This is a genomic window from Marinobacter mangrovi (genome assembly GCF_016798325.1).
GTDB lineage: Bacteria > Pseudomonadota > Gammaproteobacteria > Pseudomonadales > Oleiphilaceae > Marinobacter_A > Marinobacter_A mangrovi.
On the sequence record NZ_JAERVO010000006.1, the window covers coordinates 47,436 to 72,434 of the forward strand.

Here is a 24,999-nt window from a genome sequence, read left to right on the forward strand (position 1 = left end):
GGTCAGTCTTCCATAAACTGACGCAGCTGCTGGTTCAGCCGGGCCACCTCCCGGCGCAGCTGCTCGACATCGTCCAGCAAATCCAGGGACATGGCCAGGCCCGGCACGTTCAGTTTCAGGTCCCGTTGCAGGCGTTGGGCCTTGCGCAGGCGGGCCAGCGCCATGGCATCGAACGCCCAGGTGCTGGCCGGACCTTCGTCGATAGGCGCAATCACGCCGTAATTCACCAGTTTGACCACAAACTCCGCATGCACATCGCTGCGCTCGCACACTTCCCGCAGCGTAAACCGGGTGCGCTGGTCGAGTATTTCCACCTGATAGCTTGTTTCGGTCTTCACAATCGATGCTCCGTTACACTTTCAGATGGGCGCGGGGATTGAATCCCTTCTCCGCCTCAGCCAGTTGCTTATAGAGGGCTTCGCTGTCGTCGGTGTGCTTGTGCGGCACAGCGATCTGCAGCACCACGATCTGGTCGCCGGCCGTCTTGCCGGGCAGCCCCTTGCCTTTCAGACGCAGCTTCTTACCCGCGGTGGCGCCCTTGGGCACTTTGACCTTCACCTTGCCGCCGAGTGTCGGCACCGTGACCTCCGCTCCCAGCGCCGCTTCCCAGGGTGTCACCGGGAGCTTCATGATCAGGTCACGCCCTTCGACGGTAAAGACCGGGTGAGGCGCCAGCTCCACCTCAATGAACAGGTCACCCGGCTCGCCGCCGCCAAATCCCGGAGCCCCCTGGCCTTTCAGGCGAATGTGCTGACCCTGGGACATGCCCGCGGGAATTTTCACCTTCAAGGTCTTGTTGCGCCGCAACGGCATGCCTTGACTGTCGGACTCGGTGACGTCGAAGCTCACCTGCTTTTCGCAACCGTTGTAGGCTTCTTCGAGGAACAGGGCGAGCCTGGCATGCACGTCCTCGCCGCGCATGCGCATGTTCTGACGGAATCCGCCAAAGCCGCCATGACGACCGCCGCCGCCAAAGATGGACTCAAAGAAATCGCTGAACTGGCCGGCATCGGCTTCGGTGTAACCGCCACCGCCAAAGCGGGACGAGCTCTGCCAGCCGGGCGGCGGTTCGAAATGATCGCCGCGCCCGGCGCCGTATTTGCGCAGCTGGTCGTATTCCTCGCGCTTCTCCGGATCCTTCAGCACCTCGTAGGCTTCGCCGACGTCCTTGAACTTGTCCTCGGCCTTGTCCTCTTTGCTGATGTCGGGATGATACTTGCGCGCCAGCTTGCGGTAGGCCTTCTTGATCTCATCGGGCGACGCGTCTTCTTTGACGCCCAATGTCGCGTAGTAGTCCTTGAATTCCATACTGGATTCGCACCCTCCGGATGAGTCTGCGCTTACCTCATGCAAGCGTAGTCGATTTGTTTATTGATCAATAATTGTTCCGAATCAGCGGAATACAAGTATCCGGTGATGAGGGCTTGTTCGCATAGGGGGCGGGATTGATGCGGGTCAATGAATCAGCAAAGAAAAAGCCCCGGGGCCGTGAAGCGCCCGGGGCTTTCAGTCATCGCAACAGGAGGATCAATTCACCTTCGGATCCAGCTCACCGCGCTCGTAGCGCCCGAACATCTCTTCCAGGTTGATCGCCTTGATCTTGCTGGCGTTGCCGGCAGTGCCGAAGGCTTCGTAGCGGGCCATGCAGATTTCGCTCATGGCCTTCACGGATTCCTTCAGGTATTTGCGCGGGTCGAACTCGGCGGTGTTCTGGGCCAGGAAGCGACGGATCGCGCCGGTGGACGCCAGACGCAGGTCGGTGTCGATGTTGACCTTACGCACGCCGTGCTTGATACCTTCGACGATCTCCTCAACCGGCACACCGTAGGTTTCCGGGATCTCGCCGCCGAACTCGTTGATGATCTGCAGCCAATCCTGGGGCACGGAGCTGGAGCCGTGCATGACCAGGTGCGTGTCCGGGATGCGGGCGTGGATCTTCTTGATCTGGTCGATCGCCAGGATGTCGCCGGTGGGCGGACGGGTGAACTTGTAGGCGCCGTGGCTGGTGCCGATGGCGATGGCCAGGGCGTCCACGTGGGTCTTCTTGACGAAGTCGGCGGCTTCTTCCGGATCGGTCAGCATCTGGCTGTGATCCAGGGTGCCTTCCGCGCCAATGCCGTCTTCTTCGCCGGCCTGACCGGTTTCCAGGGAGCCCAGGCAACCCAGCTCGCCTTCCACGGACACGCCACAGGCGTGGGCCATTTCCACAGTACGACGGGTGACGTCGACGTTGTACTCGTAGTCGGTCGGGGTCTTGCCGTCTTCACCGAGGGAGCCGTCCATCATCACGGAGCTGAAGCCCAGCTGGATGGAGCGCTGGCACACGGACGGGCTGGTGCCGTGATCCTGGTGCATGACCACCGGGATGTGCGGGAATTCTTCCACCGCCGCCAGGATCAGGTGGCGCAGGAACGGTGCACCGGCGTACTTACGTGCACCGGCAGAGGCCTGGACGATGACCGGGGAATCGGTCTTGTCCGCCGCTTCCATGATGGCGCGCATCTGTTCCAGGTTGTTGACGTTGAAAGCCGGCACGCCGTAGCCGTACTCGGCGGCGTGGTCCAGCAGCTGGCGCATTGAAATCAGGGCCATTGAATCATCTCCTCGAAGGAATTCGGTTCAGGTTTCGGGATTTAAGCGCCGCGCTCTTCCAACACCGCGACGGCGGGCAGGGTTTTGCCTTCCACGAACTCCAGGAAGGCGCCACCGCCCGTCGATATATAGGAAATCTTGTCACTCACGCCGTACTTGTCAACGGCCGCCACAGTGTCGCCGCCGCCGGCCAGTGAGAAGGCGTCGCTCTGGGCAATGGCGTTGGCCAGGGCCTTGGTGCCCTCACCGAACTGGTCGAATTCGAACACGCCGACCGGACCGTTCCAGAGAATCGTGTTGGCGGACTTCAGCAGCTCTGCAAAGTGCGCCGCCGTTTTCGGGCCGACGTCCAGGATCATGTCACCCTCGCCCACCTCGTCGATGGACTTGGTGGTGGCCTTGGCGTCTTCGGCAAATTCACCGGCGACAACCACATCTTCCGGCAGCGGAATCTTCACGCGGCTGGCGATGTCCTTGGCGGTGTCGACCAGATCATGCTCGCACAGGGACTTGCCCACCGGGTGCCCGGCCGCCGCCAGGAAGGTATTGGCGATGCCGCCGCCGACGATGATCTGGTCGCAGATTTTGGACAGGGCGTTCAACACATCCAGCTTGGTGGACACTTTAGAGCCACCCACAATCGCTACAACCGGGGCTTTCGGGGTTTCCAGCGCCTTGGTCAGCGCCTCAAGTTCCGCCGCCAGCAGTGGGCCGGCACAGGCCTCCGGGGCGAATCTGGCGACGCCGTGGGTCGACGCCTGGGCCCGATGAGCCGTACCGAACGCGTCCATCACGTAGACGTCGCACAGCGCGGCATACTGTTTCGACAGGGCCTCGTCGTCTTTCTTTTCGCCCTTGTTGAAACGGACGTTCTCGAACAGGACCACTTCGCCGTCCGCAACCTCAACGCCGTCCAGGTAGTCCTTGATCAGGCGCACCGGCTGGCCCAGCAAGCCGCCCAGGTGCTCCGCAACCGGTTTCATGGACGACGCCTCGTCATAGACGCCTTCTTCCGGCCGCCCCAGGTGGGACATCAGCATGACTTTGGCTCCGGCTTCCAGCGCCGCCTTGATGGTCGGCAGGGACGCGCGGATACGGGCATCGCTGCTCACCTTGCCGTCCTTGACCGGGACGTTCAGGTCTTCACGGATCAGGACGCGTTTTCCGGCGAGATCCAGCTCGGTCATTTTCTTGATCGTCATGAAACTTTCCTTTTTTCAAAGCGTTGATAAAGGCGTCAAAACGTTTTTAGTGGTTATCGGGATTCGACGAATCGGGACAGCCAGCTGCGACTGACGTCCAGCATGCGGTTGGCAAACCCCCATTCGTTATCGAACCAGCACAGAACCTTCACCATGCGACCGCCGCTGACCCGGGTCTGGCCGCCGTCGACAATGACAGAGCGCGGGTCATGGTTGAAATCGGCGCTGGCCAGGGGCTCGTCGGTGTAGCCGACAATGCCGTCCAGCGAGCCTTTTGCGGCCTCCCGGATGATCCGGTTCACGGTCGCCACATCGGTGTTTTCGGAGACGTTCACGGTCATGTCGATGGCGGACACGTTCAGGGTCGGTACCCGCATCGCCACCGCACTGAAACGGTCTTTCATCTTGGGCAGCAAGCGCTCAATGCCGCGCGCCAGACCGGTATCCACCGGCACGATGTTGTGCAGGGCACTGCGGGTGCGCCGCAGGTCGTTGTGGTGGTAGGCGTCGATCACCGGCTGGTCGTTCATGGCCGCGTGGATGGTGGTGATGGCCCCCTGCTCCACCCCGAACGCGTCATCCAGCGCCTTGATCACCGGCACCACGCAATTGGTCGTGCAGGAGGCGTTGGACACGATGCGGTCGTCCGAGGTCAGGTCCTGCTCGTTGATGCCATACACCACCGTCCGGTCCACATCGGGTTCCGCCGGCTGGGAAAACAGCAATCGCGGGGCGCCGGCGTCCAGGTGATGCTGGGCCGTCGCGCGATCGCTGAACGCCCCGGTGCATTCGAGCACCAGGTCCACGTCCAATGACGACCAGGGCAACTCCGCCGGTTGGCTGGCCCGCAGGACCTGGATCTCGTCGCCGTTGACCACCAGACCGGTGCCGTTGCTGTTAACGTCCCCGCGGAATCGGCCGTGGGTCGAGTCGTAGCGGGTCAGGTGGGCAATGGTTTCGAGATCGGACAGTTCATTAATGGCGACCACCTGCAGCGCATCGCGATAGCCGTTCTCATAAAGGGCCCGCAGAACACACTGACCGATGCGGCCGTAGCCATTAATTGCCAGACGATATGCCATGACGTAGTGGCGTCTCCCGGATGAAAAAATACAGTCGAAGGGCAACCCAACGACTGTATTTTACTTGAATCGTAACGATGATTTTTAACTGAATCGTGACGACTTAGTTATCCAGCAGGTCCTGGGCCACGGCGACCACGTTGTCGACCGTGAATCCGAAGAACTTGAACAGGTCACCGGCCGGTGCGGACTCGCCAAAGCTGCTCATGCCAACGATGCGACCGTCCAGGCCGACGTACTTGTACCAGTAGTCCTCAGCCGCCGCCTCGATGGCGATGCGGTTGGTGACATCCAGCGGCAGTACCTGCTGCTTGTACTTGGCATCCTGGGCTTCGAACACTTCGGCGGACGGCATGGACACGACGCGGACTTTCTGGCCCTGCTCACGCAGTTGCGCCGCGGCGTCCTGGGCCAGGCCAACTTCGGAGCCGGTGGCGATCAGGATCAGGTCCGGTGTGCCGTCACTGTCGGACAGGACGTAGGCGCCCTTGGCGATATCCGCCACCTGCGCCGCCGTACGATCCTGATGCGGCAGTCCCTGGCGGGAGAACACCAGCGAGGACGGACCGTCGTTGCGCTCCAGCGCGGCTTTCCAGGCCACCGCGGATTCAACCGCATCGGCCGGACGCCAGACGTGCATGTTGGGGGTGACCCGCAGCGTCGCCAGTTGTTCGATCGGCTGGTGGGTCGGGCCGTCTTCGCCCAGACCGATGGAATCGTGGGTAAACACGAAGATGGAACGCTGCTTCATCAGCGCCGCCATGCGCACGGCATTGCGACAGTATTCCATGAAGATCAGGAAGGTCGCGCCGTAGGGTACGAAGCCGCCGTGCAGGGCGATGCCGTTCATGATGGCGGCCATGCCAAACTCGCGCACCCCGTAATAGAGGTAGTTGCCGCTGGCGTCTTCCTTGTTGATGCCTTTGCTGCCGTTCCAGATGGTCAGGTTGGAGCCGGCCAGGTCGGCGGAGCCGCCCAGCAGTTCCGGCAGCATCGGGCCGAACGCGTTCAGGGTATTCTGCGAGGCTTTACGGCTGGCAACGGTTTCGCCCTTGGCCTGCAGCTCGTTGATGTAGGCGTCCGCCTTCTCGGAGAAGTCCGCCGGCAGATCGCCTTTCACGCGGCGTTCGAATTCGGCGGCCAGCTCCGGGTGCGCGCTCTTGTAGGCGGCGAAGGTTTCGTTCCAGCTCTTCTGGGCTGCGGCGCCCTTTTCGCGAGCGTCCCAGGCGGCGTAGATGTCGTCCGGGATCTCGAACGCCGGGTGGTTCCAGCCCAGGTTCTCGCGGGTGGCGACGATTTCGTCTTCACCCAGAGCGGCGCCGTGGCAGCTCTCGGTGCCCTGCTTGTTGGGTGCGCCGAAGCCGATGATGGTCTTGCAGCAGATCAGCGTGGGCTGATCGGTGTTGGCACGGGCCTCTTCGATGGCGCGGCGGACTTCCTCGGCGTTGTGGCCGTCGACGTCCGGAATCACCTGCCAGCCGTAGGCATCGAAGCGCTTGGGCGTGTCGTCGGTGAACCAGCCGTCCACTTCACCGTCGATGGAGATACCGTTGTCGTCATAGAACATGATCAGCTTGCCCAGGCCCAGCGTACCGGCCAGCGAGCAGACTTCGTGGGAGATGCCTTCCATCAGGCAGCCGTCGCCCAGGAACGCGTAGGTGTAGTGATCGACGATGTTGTGGCCGTCACGGTTGAACTGGGCGGCCAGCGCCTTTTCCGCAACAGCGAAACCGACCGCGTTGGCAATACCCTGGCCCAGCGGCCCCGTGGTGGTTTCAACGCCCGGCGTGTAGCCGTATTCCGGGTGCCCCGGCGTCTTGCTGTGCAGTTGGCGGAAGTTCTTCAGGTCGTCGATGGAAAGATCGTAGCCGCTCAGGTGCAACAGGGAGTACTGCAGCATGGAGCCGTGGCCGTTGGACAGAACGAAGCGGTCCCGGTTGGCCCAGTGCGGGTCGGTCGGGTTATGGCTCAGGTAATCGTTCCAGAGCACTTCGGCAATATCTGCCATGCCCATGGGGGCACCGGGGTGGCCGGATTTGGCCTTCTGGACCGCATCCATGCTGAGTGCGCGGATGGCGTTGGCAAGATCTTTACGGGACGGCATTCAGTTATCTCCAGGGTATACAACGGCTTTCAAAGCGGACTCCAGTACGGCGTTGGCCGCACCGGAACCCGGGCCCGAAATCTAGAAGGCGCATATTTTCGCCGATTAGGCAGGCAATGGGCAAATGCATCCCCGGGAAATTCCGGGAAAGATTCAATCGCCGCGTAAAGGAGTTTGCCAAGGTTGGCATCGAAGTGTCGGAAAGCTTTGGAAATAGGCCTGCCTGAACGCTTAAAAGAAACACACGACGGGATCGCCAGCGGCAATCTGAAAGTATTGGCCGGAGCCGATCCCCGACCCCTTCGAGACCTATATCAAAATTTTTTGATATATTTATTGATCCTATTTTGAACAGCACCTAAACTGCACCCCATGAACAGTATCGCCCCCCTCTCCGCCGACCAGCCGGCTGCGCTGGATGTATTGGCGCCGGTTCTCAAGGCCAGCGGCGATCCGTTGCGCCTGGAGATTCTGCGGGTACTGCAGCGGGATACGTTCGGGGTACTGGAACTCAGCCGCATTTTCGAGATGCGCCAGTCCGGCATGAGCCATCACCTCAAGGTGCTGAGCCAGGCGGGTCTGCTGGAGCCGCAGCGGGAAGGTAACGCGATTTTCTACCGGCGGCCGCTACGCTCCAATGTGGAGTCCCTGGCCGATCGCGCGGTGCATCAGGTGTTCGAACTGGTGGACCAGGTGGTATTGCCCATGCATTTGAGCGAGCGCATCCAGGAAATCCGCGACCAACGGGCGGATCAGTCCCAGGCCTTCTTTGCCCGGCATGCCGAACAATTCCGGGAGCAGCAGGAGTTGATTGCGGCGTTTGACCAGTATGCCGAGCCTGTGACCGGTCTGATCGAGCAAAAGGCCGCCGGACAGCGCTGGCGGACCAGCCTGGAAATCGGCCCCGGGGAAGGCGCCTTCCTGGCGGAATTGAGCCGGGTCAGCGAGCAGGTGGTGGCGGTGGATAATTCCCGCGACATGCTGTCCAAGGCGCAGGCCAGTTGCGACGATGCCGGCCTGGGCAATGTGGTGCTGATCGAAGGGACGGCCGACCGTCTCCGGTCAACACACACCGGTGGCTTCGACCTGGTGGTTGCGAACATGGTCCTCCACCACGTCCCGAGTCCGGCGGACATTTTCGTGGACGCGGCGGCGCTGATGCGCGGTGGCGGTTATCTCGTCATCAGCGATCTGTGCAGCCACGACCAGAACTGGGCCAAGGCCAACTGTGGCGATCTCTGGCTGGGTTTTGAACCCGAAGAGCTGAGCGCCTGGGCCCGTGATGCCGGTCTGGAGACCGGTGAAACCCTCTTTATCGGATTGAGAAACGGTTTCCAGATTCAGGTTCGTGAATTCCGGAAACCGGAAAGCCAGTGATGGCGTAACCTTCAACCACACGTTGTTTAAACCCTTTGTTTCATCAACATGTTGCGGCGCGATAAGCCGCCTGAACAAAAAGGAATTCGCAAGCATGTCTGACTACAGCATCTTCACGTCCGAGTCCGTGTCCGAAGGTCATCCGGACAAGCTGGCCGACCAGATTTCCGATGCGGTTCTGGACGCCATCCTGACCGAAGATCCCAACGCCCGTGTCGCGTGCGAAACCATGGTCAAGACCGGCGTGGCGATCGTCGGCGGCGAGATCACCACCTCCGCCTGGGTCGACCTGGAAGACCTGGTGCGCTCGGTGATCAAGGACATCGGCTACACCTCCTCCGACGTCGGCTTCGATGGCGACACCTGTGGCGTGATCAACATCATCGGCAAGCAGTCCGTCGACATCGCCCAGGGCGTCGACCGCCAGAAACCTGAAGACCAGGGCGCCGGCGACCAGGGCCTGATGTTCGGCTACGCCAGCAACGAAACCGACGTGCTGATGCCGGCGCCGATCTGTTACGCCCACCGCCTTGTGGAGCGCCAGGCCGAAGCGCGCAAGAACGGCCTGCTGCCGTGGCTGCGTCCGGATGCCAAGAGCCAGGTCACCTGCCGCTACGAGAACGGCCGCGTGACCGGCATCGATGCCGTGGTCCTGTCCACCCAACACGACCCGAACGTCAGCCAGGCGGACCTGAAAGACGCGGTGATGGAGCTGATCGTCAAGCACGTGCTGCCGGCCGAGCTGCTGCACGCGGACACCAAGTTCCACATCAACCCGACCGGCAAGTTCGTGATCGGCGGCCCGGTGGGTGACTGTGGCCTGACCGGTCGCAAGATCATCGTCGACACCTACGGCGGCATGGCCCGTCACGGTGGTGGTGCGTTCTCCGGCAAGGATCCGTCCAAGGTCGACCGTTCCGCCGCTTACGCCGGCCGTTACGTGGCCAAGAACATCGTCGCTGCGGGCCTGGCGGATCGTTGTGAGATCCAGGTCTCCTACGCCATCGGCGTGGCCGAGCCGACCTCCATCTCCATCAACACCTTCGGCACCGGCAAGATCACGGAAGACAAGATTGTCCAGCTGGTCCGCCAGCACTTTGACCTGCGTCCGTATGCGATCACCCGCATGCTGGATCTGCTGCACCCGATGTACCGTGCCACTGCAGCCTATGGCCACTTCGGCCGCGAGCCGTATGAGATGACGGTCGGCGGCAAGACCTTCACCGCCTTCCCATGGGAGAAGACGGACAAGGCCGCCGCGCTGAAGGATGCTGCGGGTATCTGATTCCAGCGTCTGAGCAACGCCCTTTAAAGCCCCTCTCCCCTGGAGGGAGAGGGGTTTGGGGAGAGGGGGGAGCAGGCCACTCTGCCGTTCGAATCCCCCCTCTCCCCCGGCCGCTCTCCCTCCAGGGGAGAGGGGAGCCAACAACGAATCATCGCGTTGCGGCGATTGTCGCGGCAACGTCACCAGAACCAGGAGCACAGACAATGAGCACACCGGCTGAACAACTGAATTCAAACCAGGACTACAAGGTCCGTGACATTTCCCTGGCCGACTGGGGCCGCAAGGAAATCATGATCGCCGAGAGCGAGATGCCCGCGCTGATGGCCCTGCGCAACAAGTACAAGGGCGAGCAGCCGCTGGCCGGCGCCAAGATCATGGGCTGTATCCACATGACCATCCAGACCGCGGTATTGATCGAGACGCTGGTGGCGTTGGGTGCCGAGGTTCGCTGGTCTTCCTGCAATATCTTCTCCACCCAGGATCACGCCGCGGCGGCCATCGCCGCTCAGGGCATTCCGGTCTTTGCCTGGAAAGGCGAAACCGATGAAGAGTACGACTGGTGTCTCGAGCGCACCGTGGGTGCAGACGTGGACGGCTGGGAGCCGAACATGATCCTGGACGACGGCGGTGACCTGACTGCCCTGCTCCACGAGAAATACGCCGACATCCTGGCCAACTGCCACGGCGTTACCGAGGAGACCACCACCGGCGTGCATCGCCTGCAGGAAATGCTGCGCGAAGGCACCCTGAAAGTGCCGGCGATCAACGTCAACGACGCCATCACCAAATCCAAGAACGACAACAAGTACGGTTGTCGTCACAGCCTGAACGATGCGATCAAGCGCGCGACCGATCACCTGATGTCCGGCAAGAAGGCGCTGGTCATCGGTTACGGCGACGTCGGCAAGGGCTCAGCCGCTTCCCTGCGCCAGGAAGGCATGATCGTGAAGGTCACCGAGGCCGACCCGATCTGCGCCATGCAGGCGTGCATGGACGGTTTTGAAGTCGTCTCTCCTTATGTCGACGGCATCAACACAGGCACTGAGGCCGCCATCAACCGCGACCTGCTGCAGAACACCGACCTGCTGGTCACCACCACCGGTAACGTCAACGTCTGCGACGCCAACATGCTGAAGAACATCAAGGCGGGCGCCGTGGTCTGCAACATCGGCCACTTCGACAACGAGATCGACACCGCCTACATGCGCAAGAACTGGGAGTGGGAAGAGATCAAGCCGCAGGTGCACCTGATCCACCGTGACAAGGCCGCCGGCGACTACCTGATCCTGCTCTCCGAAGGCCGCCTGGTGAATCTGGGCAACGCCACCGGTCACCCGTCGCGGATCATGGACGGCTCCTTCGCCAACCAGGTCCTGGCGCAGATGCACCTGTTCGAGCGTCGTTTTGCCGACCTGCCGGAAGACGCCCGTGCGAAAGGCGTTTACGTCCAGGTTCTGCCCAAGCACCTCGACGAGGAAGTGGCCCGCGCCATGGTGGAAGGCTTCGGTGGCACCATCACCAAGCTGACGCCGCAGCAGGCCAAATACATCGGCGTTGATGTGGAAGGCCCGTACAAGCCGGACTCCTACAAGTACTGATCCGGTCCCACGGAGTGCGGGTGCTGCGGCGCCCGCCTGCCCAACAGTGAAGTACGGCGCGGCCGCGGGCTGCGCCGACAGTGACAGAGCAATCCCATGGAATCCCAGAAACAGTTCAAGCGACGCTTCAGCTTCGAGTTCTTCCCGCCCAAGACGGATCAGGGCAAGGAAAAACTCCAGGTCGTCCGCGACAAGCTGGCCGAAGTGAATCCCGACTTCTTCTCCGTAACCTTTGGCGCCGGCGGCTCGACTCGCGACCGCACCATCGACACGGTGCTCAGCCTGCATAAACAGGGCATCTCCACCGCTCCGCACCTGTCCTGCGTGGGCGGTTCCCGCGAGAGCATTGCCGAGCTGCTGGACCTGTACAAGGACAACGGCATCAACCGCATCGTCGCTCTGCGCGGTGACCTGCCCTCGGGCATGGGGGCAGCCGGCGAACTGCGCTACGCCAACGAACTGGTGAGCTTCATTCGCGAGCATTCCGGCGACACCTTCAACATCGAAGTGGCCGCCTACCCGGAGTTTCACCCCCAGGCGCGCAGTGCCGAGGAAGACCTGAAGAACTTCGCCCGCAAGGTGGACGCCGGCGCCAACAGTGCCATCACCCAGTACTTCTTCAACGCCGACAGCTATTTCTACTTCATCGACCGACTGGAGAAGATGGGCATCACCATTCCGGTCGTGCCGGGCATCATGCCCATCGTCAACTACACCAACCTGGCGCGCTTCTCGGAGATGTGCGGGGCCGAAATTCCCCGCTGGATCCGCAAACAGCTGGAAGCCTACGGCGACGACAGCGAGAGCATCCGCCAGTTCGGCGAGGAAATCGTCACGCGCATGTGTGAGAAGCTGCTGGACGCAGGCGCTCCCGGCCTGCACTTCTACACGCTGAACCAGGCCAACGCCAGCGTGAGCATCTGGAACAATCTGGGCCTGGCCCAGCGCGACAAGATCGCGTTCTGATCGTCGCTATCCTGCGCCCGGCCGGGTCTCCATGGCCGGGCAATTTTCCTGCCAGAAAACCCGTCAATACGACTTCAGTCGATGTCTTCAAAATTGACTTTCCATACCCTTTGCCGCCATGGTCTAAACTATTCTGATTGGGAGAAATCCCCGTCCATCGCGAGACTTGCGGTCTCGTGACGTCGTTGCCAAAAGCAAAATCAGATCCCCAAAAAAAGAAACCAGGAGGAACTATGAGCGCCAAATGGCTGAAGACCGTGAGTGCGACCCTCGCCCTGACCCTGGGCACCACAATGGTCAGCGCAGAGACCCTGCGCGCAGTGACCGACCCGAGCTTCGTCCCGTTCGAGATGATGGACCAGGATTCCGGCAAGATGGTCGGCTTCGACATGGACATCCTCGCTGAAGTCGCCAAGCGCGCGGGCTTCGACTACAAACTCAACACCATGGATTTCAACGGCATTATCCCGGCCCTGCAGACCGGTAACGTGGATATTGCCCTGGCCGGCATCACCATCACGAAAGAGCGTGAGCAGATCGTCGATTTCTCCGACCCGTACTACGATTCCGGTCTGCGCCTGCTGATCAAGAAAGGCGACGACTCCATCAAGACCGTCGACGACCTGGAAGGCAAGAAAGTCGGCACCAAGATCGGCAGTACCAGCTACGACTACCTGACCAAGAACATCGATGACGACGACGGCGTGACGCCGTATCCCGGCAGTGCCGACATGTACATGGCCCTGATGTCCGGCAGCGTTGACGCGGTGTTCTACGACGCCCCGAACGTGGGCTACTTCGCCCGCACCAAGGGCAAGGATCGCGTGACCACCGTTGGCCCGCTGTACGAAGGCCAGCAGTACGGCATCGCCCTGAAGAGTGGCAGCAAGTGGCTGGGCAAGGTCAACGACGCCCTGGCCAGCATGAAGGAAGACGGTACTTACAAGGACATCTACGAGAAGTGGTTCGGCCCGATGCCGGAGGACCAGTAAATCCAATGAAAACAGCGCAGGGTACCTCGCGGTACCCTGCGTTTTTTTGTTTAGACACTGGAGAAACGAACCGTGGCATCCGGCTTTGAATTCGATTGGAGCGCCGCCTTTGGCTCGGTGCCCTATCTGCTTAAAGGCATCCCCTATACCCTGCTGATCTCCTTTGGTGGCCTGCTGATCGGCTTCCTCATCGGGATTTTCATGGGTCTGGCCAGCCTCAGCCGCAACCGCCTGTTGCGCTGGCCCGCGACCGCCTACATCGAGATTTTCCGGGGCACCCCGATTCTCGTACAGGTCCTGTTCATCTTCTACGGTCTGCCGGACATCGTCGGCGGCCCGATCAACGCGCTGACCGCGGGCATCGCGGCGATTGCGCTGAACTCCGGCGCCTATATTTCCGAAGTGGTCCGCGGAGGCGTGCAGTCCATCGACAAGGGCCAGACGGAAGCCGGCGTATCGCTCGGCCTGTCCCGCTCACAGACCTTCTGGTCCGTAGTCTGGCCGCAGGCCCTGCGCCGCATGATTCCGCCGCTGGGCAACCAGGCGATTGTCAGCATCAAGGACACGTCCCTGTTCTCCGTCATCGGTGTGGGCGAACTGGTCCGTCAGGGCCAGATCTACATCGCGACCACCTTCACCGCGTTCGAGGTGTATTTCATGGTGGCCCTGCTGTACCTCGCCATCACCCTGACCCTGTCGTTCCTGCTGCGCTTTGCCGAGCGTCGCGGACTGGCATCGAGCTGACGGAGGCTGACCATGGAAAAGATCGTGCGCATGCAGCGCCTGAACAAGTATTTCGGCGATCACCATGTCCTCAAGGATATTGATCTTGAAGTCCAATCCGGCGAAGTGGTGGTGATCATCGGCGCCAGCGGCTCGGGCAAGTCGACGCTGATCCGCTGCGTTAACGGCCTGGAAGAGTATGAATCCGGCGAATTGGTGGTGGATCAGCAGCCGCTGGAGCCCAAGGGCGGCAACCAGAAGTCCCTCGCAGCCATCCGCAAGGAAGTCGGCATGGTGTTCCAGCAGTTCAACCTGTTCCCGCACCTGACGGTGAAGGAGAACATCATGCTGGCGCCGATGAAGGTGAAAAGCACCGACAAATCCGCCGCAGCGGACATCGCCATGAAGCTGCTGGACCGGGTCGGCATCGCCAACCAGGCGGAGAAGTACCCGACCCAGCTCTCTGGCGGCCAACAGCAACGGGTAGCGATTGCCCGTGCCCTGGCGATGGAACCACGCCTGATGCTGTTCGACGAGCCCACCTCGGCCCTGGACCCGGAGATGATCGGCGAAGTGCTGGACGTCATGCGGGAACTGGCCAAGGAAGGGATGACCATGATGGTCGTGACCCACGAAATGGGCTTTGCCCGGGAAGTGGCGGACCGCGTCATCTACATCCACGGCGGTCAGATCGTCGAGGAAGGCAAGCCGGAAGCGGTCTTCGACAACCCGCAGAACGAACGCACGCAGTCATTCCTGTCACGGGTGTTGAAGCACTGACGACCGCCTGTCGAGAAATCAAAGAAGGGAGCCGATCGGCTCCCTTCTTCGTTTCAGCACGAGATGTCATGGCAGCCCGGGGTGACGACACAATGTAGCCGACGCTTCAGCTTCGGAGCAGGCCGGAGGCCTGCCAGGTTCCGTTAACGCCGGGGATTCATCGAAGCCAGTGGGGGTCCACTGGTTTCAGGCGTGAGTCGACATGCCTGCGAACAGCGCAGCAAACGCGCTCTGTTCTGACATCATGGGCTTCGATCTGAACTTGTCGGATAGTTCCGGGGCCCTGGCGGGCCCTCCGAAGCTGAAGCGTCGGCTACACGCCCTTGCCAACCGGGAAATTCAGAGCATGCCCCGCGTGGCGTCGTATTCCTGTTCGATCTTGATGCGAGTGTCTTCCACCAGAAACTGAGCGATCTTCTTCCCCAGCAGCGGGATTTCGCAGCGTACGTCCAGCGACACGTGGTTGGTGCAGGCCTCGCCGCCCGCGCCCTTGAGCTGCATATTGCCCTGGATCTTGGCGGGCACGCCGTCGATCCTGACGCGGAATTCGCAGTGCCATTCACCCTGATCTTTGCGGAACCAGTGCTCTTCCTGGCGAACGGCATTCCACTCCCGGTGAAAACCGGCCAGGGCGCCGGGCACCTTGACCGACGTGGTCATTTCCCGCTCCACCACAATCTTGCCCGCTGTGTCGTCGCACTTGAGCTCACGAACCTGAACATTCCGGTGCCCCAGGCGATCGTTCTTGTCCTGGATGTGCTGCTCGTCAAAGAAGGCACCCAGCACGGTATCCAGACTCGCATCGTACGGGTGCACCACGTCAAACTTCATGCTGTGTCTCCTGTCTTATCGTTCGCTCCATCTTCCACGACGGCGACTGTCTGGCCATTGGCCGCGGGTGACCCGGGATGGGGCAGATTGGCCAGCATAGCCATATGGTTAATGCTGTGTACTGGCCCCCACCCCCTCGGCACCAGTATCATTGCGAATCCGAATTTTTCGTTGCCGGGGCCATAACAAAGGGACCGCTCACACGCCCCGCCTGCCCCGAGCCGTCAGAGGAGAGCACCATGCGCAACGCCGACATCGTCAAGCGGGACCTCAAGACCGTCTGGCACCCCTGTACCCAGATGAAAGATCACGAGAGCCTGCCGCTGATTCCCATCAAGCGCGGCGAAGGCGTCTGGCTGGAAGACTTTGAAGAGAATCGTTATATCGATGCGGTCAGCTCCTGGTGGGTCAACCTGTTCGGCCACGCCAACCCGCGGATCAACGCCGCCATTCGCGAGCAGACCGAGCAACTGGAACACGCCATGCTGGCCGGCTTCACCCACGAGCCGGTGGTCAATCTCTCCGAACGACTGATCGAAGTCACCCCTGACGGCCTGAGCAAGTGTTTCTACGCGGACAACGGTTCCTCCGCCATCGAGGCCGCGCTCAAGATGAGCTATCACTACTGGCGCAACCACGGCAAACCGGGCAAGAAAAACTTCGTCAACCTGGGCAACAGCTACCACGGCGAAACCCTGGGCGCCCTCGCCCTCGGTGACGTGCCGCTCTACAAGGACACCTACGAACCGCTGCTGATGGAAGTCATCACCGCGCCCTCGCCGGATGCGTTCAACCGCGAGGACGGCGAAAGCTGGGAGGACTACGCCCTGCGCCAGTTCGAGGCGATGGACAGGATCCTGGCCGAACGCCACGATGAGATCTGCGCCGTCGTCGTCGAGCCGCTGATCCAGTGCGCCGGCAACATGCGCATGCACCACGCGATCTACCACACCAAGCTGCGGGAAGCCTGCGACAAGTACGGCGTTCACCTGATCGCCGACGAGATCGCCGTGGGTTTCGGCCGCACCGGCACCCTGTTCGCCTGCGAGCAATCCGGCATCACACCGGATTTCATGTGCCTGTCCAAGGGCCTGACCGCCGGTTACCTGCCGCTGTCCGTGGTGCTCACGACCGATGACGTCTACGACGCCTTCTACGACGACTACGAAACCATGAAGGCCTTCCTGCATTCCCACAGCTACACCGGCAACCCCATTGGTTGCGCGGTCGCCCTGGCCACGCTGGATATTTTCCGGGACGACAACGTCATCGAGAACAACCGTCGCCTGTCCCAGTGCATGGCCGATTCCGTGGCGCACCTGGCCGATCACCCGCATGTGGGCGACATCCGCCAGCACGGCATGACCCTGGCCATCGAAATGGTCAAGGATAAGGCCAGCAAGACGCCCTTCCCCTGGCAGGAGCGTCGCGGCATCAGGGTCTACCGTCACTCCCTGACCCGTCAGGCGCTGCTGCGGCCGCTCGGCAACGTCATCTACTTCATGCCGCCTTACGTGATCACCGAAGAGCAGATCCGGCATCTGGCCCAGGTGGCGACGGAAGGCATCGAGATCGCGACCCAGGACTGAGGTACACGACTTGCGCATCCCTCGTATTTATTCGCCGGTGATCCTGGTCGCCGGCCAGACCGTCGAGCTGGACGCCCACGCCGCCAACCACGTGGGCCGCGTCCTGCGTATGCAGCCGGAACAGGCGATCGAGCTGTTCAATGGCGATGGCTACGACTACCCGGCGACCCTGACCGACGTCAGCAAGAAAGCGGTGCAGGTGCGGGTCGGCGAACCGGTCGCCAACGCCGCCGAATCGCCACTGCGAGTGCATCTGGGTCAAGTCCTGTCCCGGGGGGACCGCATGGACTACGCCATCCAGAAGAGCGTGGAAATGGGCGTCGACCGTATTACCCCGCTGGTCAGCGAGCGCTGTGAGGTCAAACTCAAGGGCGACCGGGAAGACAAGCGGCTGCGCCACTGGCAGCAGGTGGCGATCAGCGCGGCCGAACAGTGCGGTCGCGCGATGGTGCCGACCATCGAACCGGTGATGACGCTGGACGACTGGTTTGTCACGACCGGCGAGGACGACTTGCGACTGGTGCTGCATCACCGCACGGAACAGTCGCTGACCGGCCTGGCCACGCCCACTCGCCTGGCCCTGCTGATCGGACCGGAAGGCGGATTGAGCGAATCGGAAATCGCCGCCGCCGAGCAGGCCGGCTTTATCGCGGCCGCGTTGGGCCCGCGTGTCCTGCGCACGGAAACCGCCCCGGTCGCGGCGCTGTCCATATGCCACTGGCTGTGGGGCGACGGCCAGCAACATCACAGCTAACGACAAATATTCGATATCCCTTGCGCCCAATCATGCGGCGGCGAGCAAAACCCTCTAGAATGCGGCGTATTGGACACAAAGAGTCCAATCACTGAGACACCATAAAAACAGCCCGGGCATCACCCGGGTCATAGAGAGTTCAGGCCGTGCACGCATCCACTCGATTCCGCTTCAATCGGCGGCGATTGCTCCCTGTCCTGCTGGTCCTTGTGGCCATCGGTATCGCCAGCCTGTTGATCGCCCTGCGCCCGACGCCTCCGGAGAGCAACCCGGAAGAAAAGGTCTGGCCGATCCAGACGACCGTCGTCCAATCCGCCAGCCGCTCGCCGCAACTGCGCCTGTTGGGACGGGTGGAGACGCCGTTCCGCCCCACGCTGAGCGCCGCTGTGACGGCCGATGTCGCCCGCCTGGTCCATCTCGAGGGCCAGCACGTCAGCAAAGGCGACGTCATTCTGGAACTGGCGGACGACGAGGTCGGCCTGCTGGTGGATCAGCGTCAGGCCGACGTGGCGGAACTGGAAAGCCAGATTGCCCAGGAGCGCAACCAGTACGATGCCGATAAAAAACTGCTGGAGCGGGAAACGTCCCTGGTGGCCCTGGCCCAGCGCGCGCTGGATCGCGAGCAACGACTGTCCGAATCCAACCTCAACAGCCAGACCCGTCTGGATCAGGCCCGGGAAGCCCTGCAGGGCGCCGAGATTTCCCTGGTCAACCGCCAGCTTGCGGTGGCGAATCACGACAGCCGCCTGAAGTCCCTACAAGCCAAATTGGACCGCGCCAATGCCTTGCTGGCTCAGGCCAGGCTCGATCTGGGCCGCACGCGCATCCACGCGCCCTTCGACGGCACCATCACCGAGATCGACGTCAGCCCCGGCGAACGGGTCCGGCCCGGCGAGCCGCTGGTCAGCCTCTATGCCAGCGACGACCTGGAAGTCCGAGCGCAGATTCCCATGAACCGCATCGTCACGATTCAACAGGCCCTGGCGAACGATCAAGAACTGACAGCCACGACGCGCCTGGGCGGTGCCTCCCGGAAGCTCCACCTGACGCGCCTGTCAGGACAGGTGAACAGCGGTGCGGGCGGCATGGACGGACTGTTCCGTTTCACGGACGACGCCCCGGCTGCGGCGCTGAACCGAACCCTGGACATTTCCCTGGAACTGCCCCAAGAACCAAACCTGTTCTCCGTGCCGGTGGCCTCGCTTTACGATGAGCACACCCTGTACCGGGTGAAAGACGGTCGTCTGGAATCGATGGATGTGCAGGTGATGGGCGACCGCTTCGAGCAGGACCGCCAGTTCCTGCTGATTCGCACAGACCAGCTGCAGGACGGCGATCGCATCCTTGCGACCCAGCTTCCCAATGCCATTACGGGCCTGAAGGTCAGCGTCATGGACGGAGCACCGGACCATGGCTGATCCGCGCAGCGAGCATCGCCAGGATCTGCTGGGCCGGTTTGCCCGGCACAAGGTGGCCGCCAACCTGCTGATGCTGATCATGGTGCTGGCCGGCGTTTACGCGCTGACCGGCCTCAACCGCCAGTTCTTCCCCAACTTCGCCACCGACTTTATCACCGTACACGTGGTCTGGCCCGGCGCCAGCGCCGAGGACGTCGCCCGCTCCATCACCACCCCGCTGGAGCAGGAACTGCGCAACCTGGATAACGTGAAGGAGATGCGCTCCACCTCCTCGCTGGGCTACTCGAACATCGTTATCGAGTATGAGGAAGGCTCGGACATGGGCATCGCGCTGGATCAGGTCAACGAGCACGTCGGCCTGGTCCGCAACCTGCCCAGCGATGCCGAGCGCCCGGAAATCAGCAAGTTTATCCGCAACGAGGCCATCGCCAGCGTCATCCTGACCGGCCCGGTGCGGCTGGAAGCCCTGCGTCCACTGGCCTACCGGTTTGAAGATGAGCTGCTCAACCGTGGCGTGGCCAAGGTGGAAATGACCGGCCTGCCGGATCGGGAAATCGCCATCGAGGTGGGCAGCGACCGCATCGCCGAGCTGCACCAGTCCCTGCCCCAGTTGGGCCAGCGGATCCTGGGTCAGAGCCAGGATATTCCGGCCGGCACTGTGGGCGAGGAAGAATCCGCGCGGGAAATCCGCAGCCTGGAGAAGGGCCGAACGGCCGCCGAATTCAGCCGCATGCCGATCATGACCACCGCCGACGGCCGCCGCCTCACCCTGGGCGACATTGCCGACATCAGTCTGCGCCCCAAGGACAACGCGGTGGAGGTGTTCTACCAGGGCCAGCCCGCCGTGCTGATGCAGCTGCAAAGGGCCGAAACGAGCGACGCCCTCAGTTCCGCGGACATCATGCTCAACTGGCTCAAAGACACCCGCCCCTCGCTGCCGGACGGCGTCAAACTGATCACGTTTGACGAGAATTACGAGCTGATCGTCGACCGCATCAACCTGCTGCTCAAGAACGGCCTGAGCGGTCTGATCCTGGTGGTGGGCATCCTCTTCATTTTCCTCAACGGCCGCATCGCCTTCTGGGTGGCGGCGGGGATTCCCATCTCGTTCATGGGGACGCTCGCCATCCTCTGGCTCAACGGCGGCAGCATCAACATGGTCAGCCTGTTCGCGCTGATCATGGCGCTGGGGATCATCGTGGACGACGCCATCGTGGTGGCCGAGGATGCGATGACCCACTACCAGAAAGGCGAGCGATCCCTGCAGGCCGCCGAAGGGGGCGCCCGGCGCATGCTGGTCCCGGTCATGAGTTCGTCCCTGACGACCATTGCCGCCTTCCTGCCCCTGATGATGGTCAGCGGCATCATCGGCCAGATCCTGAAGGACATTCCGTTCGTGGTGATCTGCGTGATCATCGCCTCGCTGATCGAAAGCTTCCTGATCCTGCCGGGACACCTGCGCGCGTCGTTCCACAAGCATCATCATCGCGAGGAAGGCCCGCTGCGCCAGAAACTGGACCGGGCCTTCAACCGCTTCCGCGACCACACCTTCCGGCCTATGGCAGAGTGGAGTCTGAGAAACCGCGCCACGGTTCTGGTCGGGACCGGCTGCGCCCTCGCACTGAGCGTGGTACTGGTGGCCTCGGGCCACGTGCGCTTTACCTTCTTCCCCACGCCGGAATCCACCCGCATCGTCGCCAGCGTGAAATTCGCTGCCGGGACACCGCCGTCAACGGTGAAGGCCTATGGCCAGCAAATGGAAGACGCGCTGTGGCAAACCAGCGATGCACTGGGCAAGGACAATCCGCTGGTGAAAATGGCGGTGCTGGAGCTGAACCGCGGCTCGTTTGACGGCGGCCGCTCCACCGAACGGGGCGAGCAGTACGCCATGGTGTCGGTGGAACTGACCGAGCCGGACGCCCGCGAGATCCGCAACCCCCGGTTCATTGCCGCCTGGCGTGACGCCCTGCCCAAACGGGCCGGCATCGAGCAGCTGTCGATCACCAGCCCCCAGGGCGGGCCGCCGGGCAAACCGCTGGATATCTTCATCACCGGCGCCGATGCCGGCACCCTCAAGCAGGCCGCCGAATCCCTCAAGACCAGCCTGGGCCAATACCAGGGACTGACGGACATTCTCGACGACCTGCCCTGGGGCAAGCAGCAATATATCTTCACGCTCACGCCTCTGGCCCAGAGCCTCGGGCTGACCATCGACGACGTGGGCCGCCAGATGCGCGCCGCCCTGGACGGCCAGCTCCTGCAAGTGTTCTACGACAGCCACGATGAAGTAGAAGTCCGTATCATGCTGCCCAAGGCGGAGCGGGACCTGCAGCGCACCCTGGACACGCTGCCCATTGTGACATCGTCTGGCGATACCACGCCGCTGGCCAACGTGATCAACCTCGAGTCCCGACGCGGGCTGGCCCTGCTGCGCCATACCGACGGTCAGCTTGGCGTCCATGTCACCGCGGACGTGGACAACAAGATCACCAACGCCAACCAGGTGCTGGCCGAGCTTCAGCAGAAGGCCATCCCCCAACTGCAGAGCCGGTACGGCGTGCGCACCACGTTCAAAGGCAAGGCCGAAGAGCAACGCGAGACGGGCCAGGACATGGCTTCGGGCGCCCTGATCGGCCTGGCGATGATCTACATCATCCTGGCCTGGGTGTTCGCCGCCTACACCTGGCCGCTGGCGGTGATGATTGCGATTCCCTTTGGGCTCTGTGGCGCCATTCTCGGGCACCTGCTGCTGGGCATCGACCTGACCATCCTCTCACTGTTTGGCATGTTCGGGCTGTCCGGCATTGTCATCAACGATTCCATCATCCTGGTGACCTTCTACCAGGAGCTGCGCGAGGGCGGGATGCCGGCACGGGAAGCGCTGGTGGAAGCCTCCTGCCAACGCCTGCGGGCGGTGCTGCTCACCTCCCTGACCACCATCGGCGGCCTGCTGCCCCTGCTGTTCGAGACCTCGCTGCAGGCCCAGTTCCTGATTCCCATGGCGGTGAGTATTGCCTTCGGCCTGGCCACCGGAACCTTCCTGATCCTGCTGGTGGTGCCTGTGTTGCTGTCGCTGATCGAGGGGGCGACCGAACGACTCCGGAGCAAACCCACCGAAGCGGCACACGGCGAAACGCTTTGATCGTGCTGACCGCACGTTCCTGCGCCAGCGTCATTGACACTTTTGGGGCGGATGCAGAAGATGCCAGAGCGCATCCCCGCCCGGTGACCCACCGCCAAGGATGAAGCACCGCGATGGCACCACCGAAATGCCTTGCCCTGGACCACAACGATAACGGACCAAACGAGTCGTACGCATGAGCGAATTGCTGCACAGCACCGAATTCTGGCAATACCTCAGTATCCCCGTTATTGCCGCCTTGATCGGCTGGGTCACCAACTGGCTGGCTATCAAGATGACGTTCTACCCGCTGGAGTTTATCGGTGTCCGGCCCATCTGGGGCTGGCAGGGCATTATTCCCTCCAAGGCGCGGAAAATGGCCGCCAAGAGCGTCGATGCCACCATCTCCAAGATCGGTACGGTGCGCGAAATCTTTGAGCAGATCGACCCGCAGGTCCTGGCCGAATACGTGATCCAGACGGTGGAGCCCCGCACCGAAGAATACGTCGACGAGCTCATGCTGCGGGAATACCCGACCTTCTGGGAAAACCTGCCCGCTTCAGCCCGCAAGATGGTCTACGACCGGGTACGCCGTTCCACTCCGCAACTGGTGGACAATCTGGTGGACGACCTGTCGCTCAACATCGAGAGCCTGCTGGACATCAAGGGCATGGTCATCGAGCAACTGGCGACGGACAAGCGACTGCTTAACCGTATCTTCCTGGAGTGCGGCGAGAAAGAATTTCGCTTCATCGTCAATTCCGGGCTCTATTTCGGCTTCCTGTTCGGGCTGGTTCAGATGGCGGTCTGGTATTTTTACCAGTCCTGGTGGGTCCTGCCGTTCTTCGGCCTGCTGGTGGGCTGGGCCACCAACTGGATCGCGCTGAACGTCATTTTCCGGCCGCTGCACGAGCGCAAGGTAGGCCCGATCCGATTGCAGGGCCTGTTCCTCAAGCGCCAGCGGGAAGTGGCGGAATCGTTCTGCTACATCGTCACCCACGAAATTCTCACCGTCGGCAACATCATCAATGCGGTTCTGAACGGTCCCAACGGCGACCGCGCCAAGAACATGGTACGCAAGCACATTAAACCGCTGGTGGATGAGACTGCCGGCATGGCCAAGGCGCTGACCCAGATGGCGTTCGGCCCCACCGGCTTTGCCACCCTGAAAAACCAGGTCGGCGAAAAGGCACTGGAGATCTCGTCCTCTTCATTCAACAACCCCGTGTTCGAGAAGGACCGGGCTGAGGCGGTGGAGAGCATCATGGTCGAGCGCATGGTGGCGCTCAGCTCCGAGGAATTCCAGGACCTGCTGCGCCCCTGCTTCCAGGAGGACGAAATCAAGTTGATCCTGGTGGGGGCGGCACTCGGTTTTGCCGCCGGTGTGGCCCAGTTTATCTTCGTGTTCGGCGAGCAGTTTTTCTAACACCAGCATCGCCCCGTCGCCTTTTACCGGGGCAACCTCGTGTAGCAATATCCTACGGTTTTAAAACGTGACGCCTTTCACGGTGCTATGCTTGGGAAAGAGTCGCAACTGCTTGAGGCCGTAGGGATGTGGCGCCTGTTTCAATGGTTTAAACCCAAAACTGAAAACCCGCCGACAGCGCGCCGTCAGAACAGCGGGCTGTTGAACGCGGCGGGTACCGATCCCGCGGATGAGGAACCCACCCGCGGTGCCCTCACCCAGCTTGAGAACCATCTGTTCTGCTGGCTGCTGGACGCCCCACCGGCCGAGCTGGCGCGGGATACGCCCGACGCCCCCGGGGTGCTGACACAGCTGCAGTCGCGCCTGGATGACGGCCATCTCATGGAACTGCCCCGCCAGCCGGCCGTCCTGCCCATGCTCATACGGGCGCTGTCTTCCGAAGACATCAGCCGCCACGAACTGGCCAACATCATCCTGGGCGATCCCGCCCTGACCGATCAGCTCATGCACGTGGCCAACAGCCCCTTCTTCCGGCCCAGCGACCAGCCGATCGAGTCCGTCGAACACGCGATTTTCCTGCTGGGACTGGATGGCGTGCGCAGCGTGGCCGCCGCCGCCGTGATGCGCCCGATGATGACCGCCCGCTCCAACCAGGAGGCGCTGTTTACACAACGGGTCTGGCGCTGGGGGTTGGCCTGCGCACGGGCGGCCGAACTGATCGCTCGCTCGCAGGGTGCGGATGGCAACGCCTTCTTCCTGGTCACCCTGGTGCCGGCGCTGGCCTACATCACGCTTCGCCGCGAGGTAACACGCATCTACCGGGGCCAGGATCAGGCCGCTCTGCCGGAACCGGCCGTCATCCGTACCGCCCTGAGAAACCATGAGTGGGACGTCGCCCGACTGCTGTCAGTACGCTGGGATCTGCCACCGCAATACCAGGCCTACCTGATGACTGCCGAGCGCCCGGCGCCCAACGGACCGCATACGCCCATCAACGACGGCATCATCCTGGGAACCCGGGAAGTACTGCGCCATGCCCACCAACGGAACCTGCCGGAAGACCAGCTGTTACGCGCGCTGCAGATGGACGAGCCGACTTTCGTCAAAATCCGCACGGCCCTGCTGACGATGCTCCGCGAGGCCCCTCATCCCTGAAGCC

The 24,999-nt window shown here is 62.1% G+C and carries 20 protein-coding genes; 13 read left to right on the forward strand and 7 right to left on the reverse strand.

Annotation, left to right across the window (positions count from 1 at the left end; all coding sequences use genetic code 11):
• Positions 1 to 2 precede the first annotated feature (2 nt).
• The 6 genes from JL474_RS16875 to tkt form a co-directional block, all read right to left on the reverse strand.
• Positions 3 to 341: a chaperone modulator CbpM gene (locus JL474_RS16875; RefSeq protein ID WP_123635072.1), complete on the reverse strand. Its 339-nt coding sequence runs from the start codon at positions 339 to 341 to the stop codon at positions 3 to 5.
• Positions 342 to 351: 10 nt separating this feature from the next.
• On the reverse strand, positions 352 to 1,308 hold the full coding sequence (locus JL474_RS16880) for a DnaJ C-terminal domain-containing protein (RefSeq protein WP_123635071.1): 957 nt from the start codon (positions 1,306 to 1,308) through the stop codon (positions 352 to 354).
• Positions 1,309 to 1,527: 219 nt separating this feature from the next.
• Positions 1,528 to 2,592 carry a class II fructose-bisphosphate aldolase gene (fba, locus tag JL474_RS16885; protein WP_123635070.1) on the reverse strand — a complete coding sequence of 355 codons (1,065 nt, stop codon included), beginning with the start codon at positions 2,590 to 2,592 and terminating at the stop codon, positions 1,528 to 1,530.
• A 41-nt stretch (positions 2,593 to 2,633) separates the two neighbouring features.
• Positions 2,634 to 3,794 (reverse strand): phosphoglycerate kinase, encoded by a 1,161-nt coding sequence (locus JL474_RS16890; RefSeq protein WP_203143008.1) that lies wholly within the window; start codon positions 3,792 to 3,794, stop codon positions 2,634 to 2,636.
• Between the two features lie 53 nt (positions 3,795 to 3,847).
• Positions 3,848 to 4,876, reverse strand: a complete 1,029-nt coding sequence (gene gap, locus JL474_RS16895) for a type I glyceraldehyde-3-phosphate dehydrogenase (protein WP_203143009.1) — start codon at positions 4,874 to 4,876, stop codon at positions 3,848 to 3,850.
• A 103-nt stretch (positions 4,877 to 4,979) separates the two neighbouring features.
• Positions 4,980 to 6,980: a transketolase gene (gene tkt / locus JL474_RS16900; protein ID WP_131483249.1), complete on the reverse strand. Its 2,001-nt coding sequence runs from the start codon at positions 6,978 to 6,980 to the stop codon at positions 4,980 to 4,982.
• A gap of 372 nt (positions 6,981 to 7,352) precedes the next feature.
• On the opposite strand from tkt, the gene JL474_RS16905 reads away from it, so the two are divergent.
• The 7 genes from JL474_RS16905 to JL474_RS16935 all read left to right on the forward strand — a co-directional run bounded on the left by JL474_RS16905 (position 7,353) and on the right by JL474_RS16935 (position 14,701).
• Entirely contained in the window at positions 7,353 to 8,357 is a 1,005-nt protein-coding gene (locus JL474_RS16905) for an ArsR/SmtB family transcription factor (protein WP_203143010.1), read from the forward strand.
• A 94-nt stretch (positions 8,358 to 8,451) separates the two neighbouring features.
• Positions 8,452 to 9,642, forward strand: a complete 1,191-nt coding sequence (gene metK / locus JL474_RS16910) for a methionine adenosyltransferase (protein ID WP_203143011.1) — start codon at positions 8,452 to 8,454, stop codon at positions 9,640 to 9,642.
• Between the two features lie 203 nt (positions 9,643 to 9,845).
• Complete coding sequence (ahcY, locus tag JL474_RS16915; RefSeq protein ID WP_203143012.1) at positions 9,846 to 11,240, forward strand: adenosylhomocysteinase; 1,395 nt, start codon at positions 9,846 to 9,848, stop codon at positions 11,238 to 11,240.
• A gap of 96 nt (positions 11,241 to 11,336) precedes the next feature.
• Complete coding sequence (gene metF / locus JL474_RS16920; RefSeq protein ID WP_203143013.1) at positions 11,337 to 12,206, forward strand: methylenetetrahydrofolate reductase [NAD(P)H]; 870 nt, start codon at positions 11,337 to 11,339, stop codon at positions 12,204 to 12,206.
• Between the two features lie 233 nt (positions 12,207 to 12,439).
• On the forward strand, positions 12,440 to 13,198 hold the full coding sequence (locus tag JL474_RS16925) for a transporter substrate-binding domain-containing protein (RefSeq protein WP_203143014.1): 759 nt from the start codon (positions 12,440 to 12,442) through the stop codon (positions 13,196 to 13,198).
• Positions 13,199 to 13,270: 72 nt separating this feature from the next.
• On the forward strand, positions 13,271 to 13,942 hold the full coding sequence (locus JL474_RS16930) for an amino acid ABC transporter permease (protein ID WP_123635061.1): 672 nt from the start codon (positions 13,271 to 13,273) through the stop codon (positions 13,940 to 13,942).
• A 12-nt stretch (positions 13,943 to 13,954) separates the two neighbouring features.
• Positions 13,955 to 14,701 (forward strand): amino acid ABC transporter ATP-binding protein, encoded by a 747-nt coding sequence (locus JL474_RS16935; protein ID WP_123635060.1) that lies wholly within the window; start codon positions 13,955 to 13,957, stop codon positions 14,699 to 14,701.
• A 339-nt stretch (positions 14,702 to 15,040) separates the two neighbouring features.
• On the opposite strand, the gene JL474_RS16940 is transcribed toward JL474_RS16935, so the two are convergent.
• Positions 15,041 to 15,532: a DUF2505 domain-containing protein gene (locus tag JL474_RS16940; protein WP_203143015.1), complete on the reverse strand. Its 492-nt coding sequence runs from the start codon at positions 15,530 to 15,532 to the stop codon at positions 15,041 to 15,043.
• A gap of 239 nt (positions 15,533 to 15,771) precedes the next feature.
• Here JL474_RS16940 and JL474_RS16945 point away from each other — a divergent pair, with 239 nt between their 5' ends.
• From JL474_RS16945 to JL474_RS16970, 6 genes are all read left to right on the forward strand, one after another.
• Entirely contained in the window at positions 15,772 to 17,121 is a 1,350-nt protein-coding gene (locus tag JL474_RS16945) for an adenosylmethionine--8-amino-7-oxononanoate transaminase (protein ID WP_203143016.1), read from the forward strand.
• A 10-nt stretch (positions 17,122 to 17,131) separates the two neighbouring features.
• Complete coding sequence (locus tag JL474_RS16950; protein WP_203143017.1) at positions 17,132 to 17,875, forward strand: 16S rRNA (uracil(1498)-N(3))-methyltransferase; 744 nt, start codon at positions 17,132 to 17,134, stop codon at positions 17,873 to 17,875.
• Positions 17,876 to 18,021: 146 nt separating this feature from the next.
• Positions 18,022 to 19,293: an efflux RND transporter periplasmic adaptor subunit gene (locus JL474_RS16955; RefSeq protein ID WP_203143018.1), complete on the forward strand. Its 1,272-nt coding sequence runs from the start codon at positions 18,022 to 18,024 to the stop codon at positions 19,291 to 19,293.
• Complete coding sequence (locus JL474_RS16960; RefSeq protein ID WP_203143019.1) at positions 19,286 to 22,435, forward strand: efflux RND transporter permease subunit; 3,150 nt, start codon at positions 19,286 to 19,288, stop codon at positions 22,433 to 22,435. The genes JL474_RS16955 and JL474_RS16960 overlap by 8 nt, the downstream gene beginning before the upstream one ends.
• Before the next feature lie 175 nt (positions 22,436 to 22,610).
• A complete protein-coding gene (locus tag JL474_RS16965; protein WP_203143020.1) occupies positions 22,611 to 23,840 on the forward strand; it encodes a DUF445 domain-containing protein in 1,230 nt (409 codons plus the stop codon).
• 201 nt (positions 23,841 to 24,041) lie between these two features.
• Positions 24,042 to 24,995, forward strand: a complete 954-nt coding sequence (locus JL474_RS16970) for an HDOD domain-containing protein (protein ID WP_236012337.1) — start codon at positions 24,042 to 24,044, stop codon at positions 24,993 to 24,995.
• Positions 24,996 to 24,999: the final 4 nt, after the last annotated feature.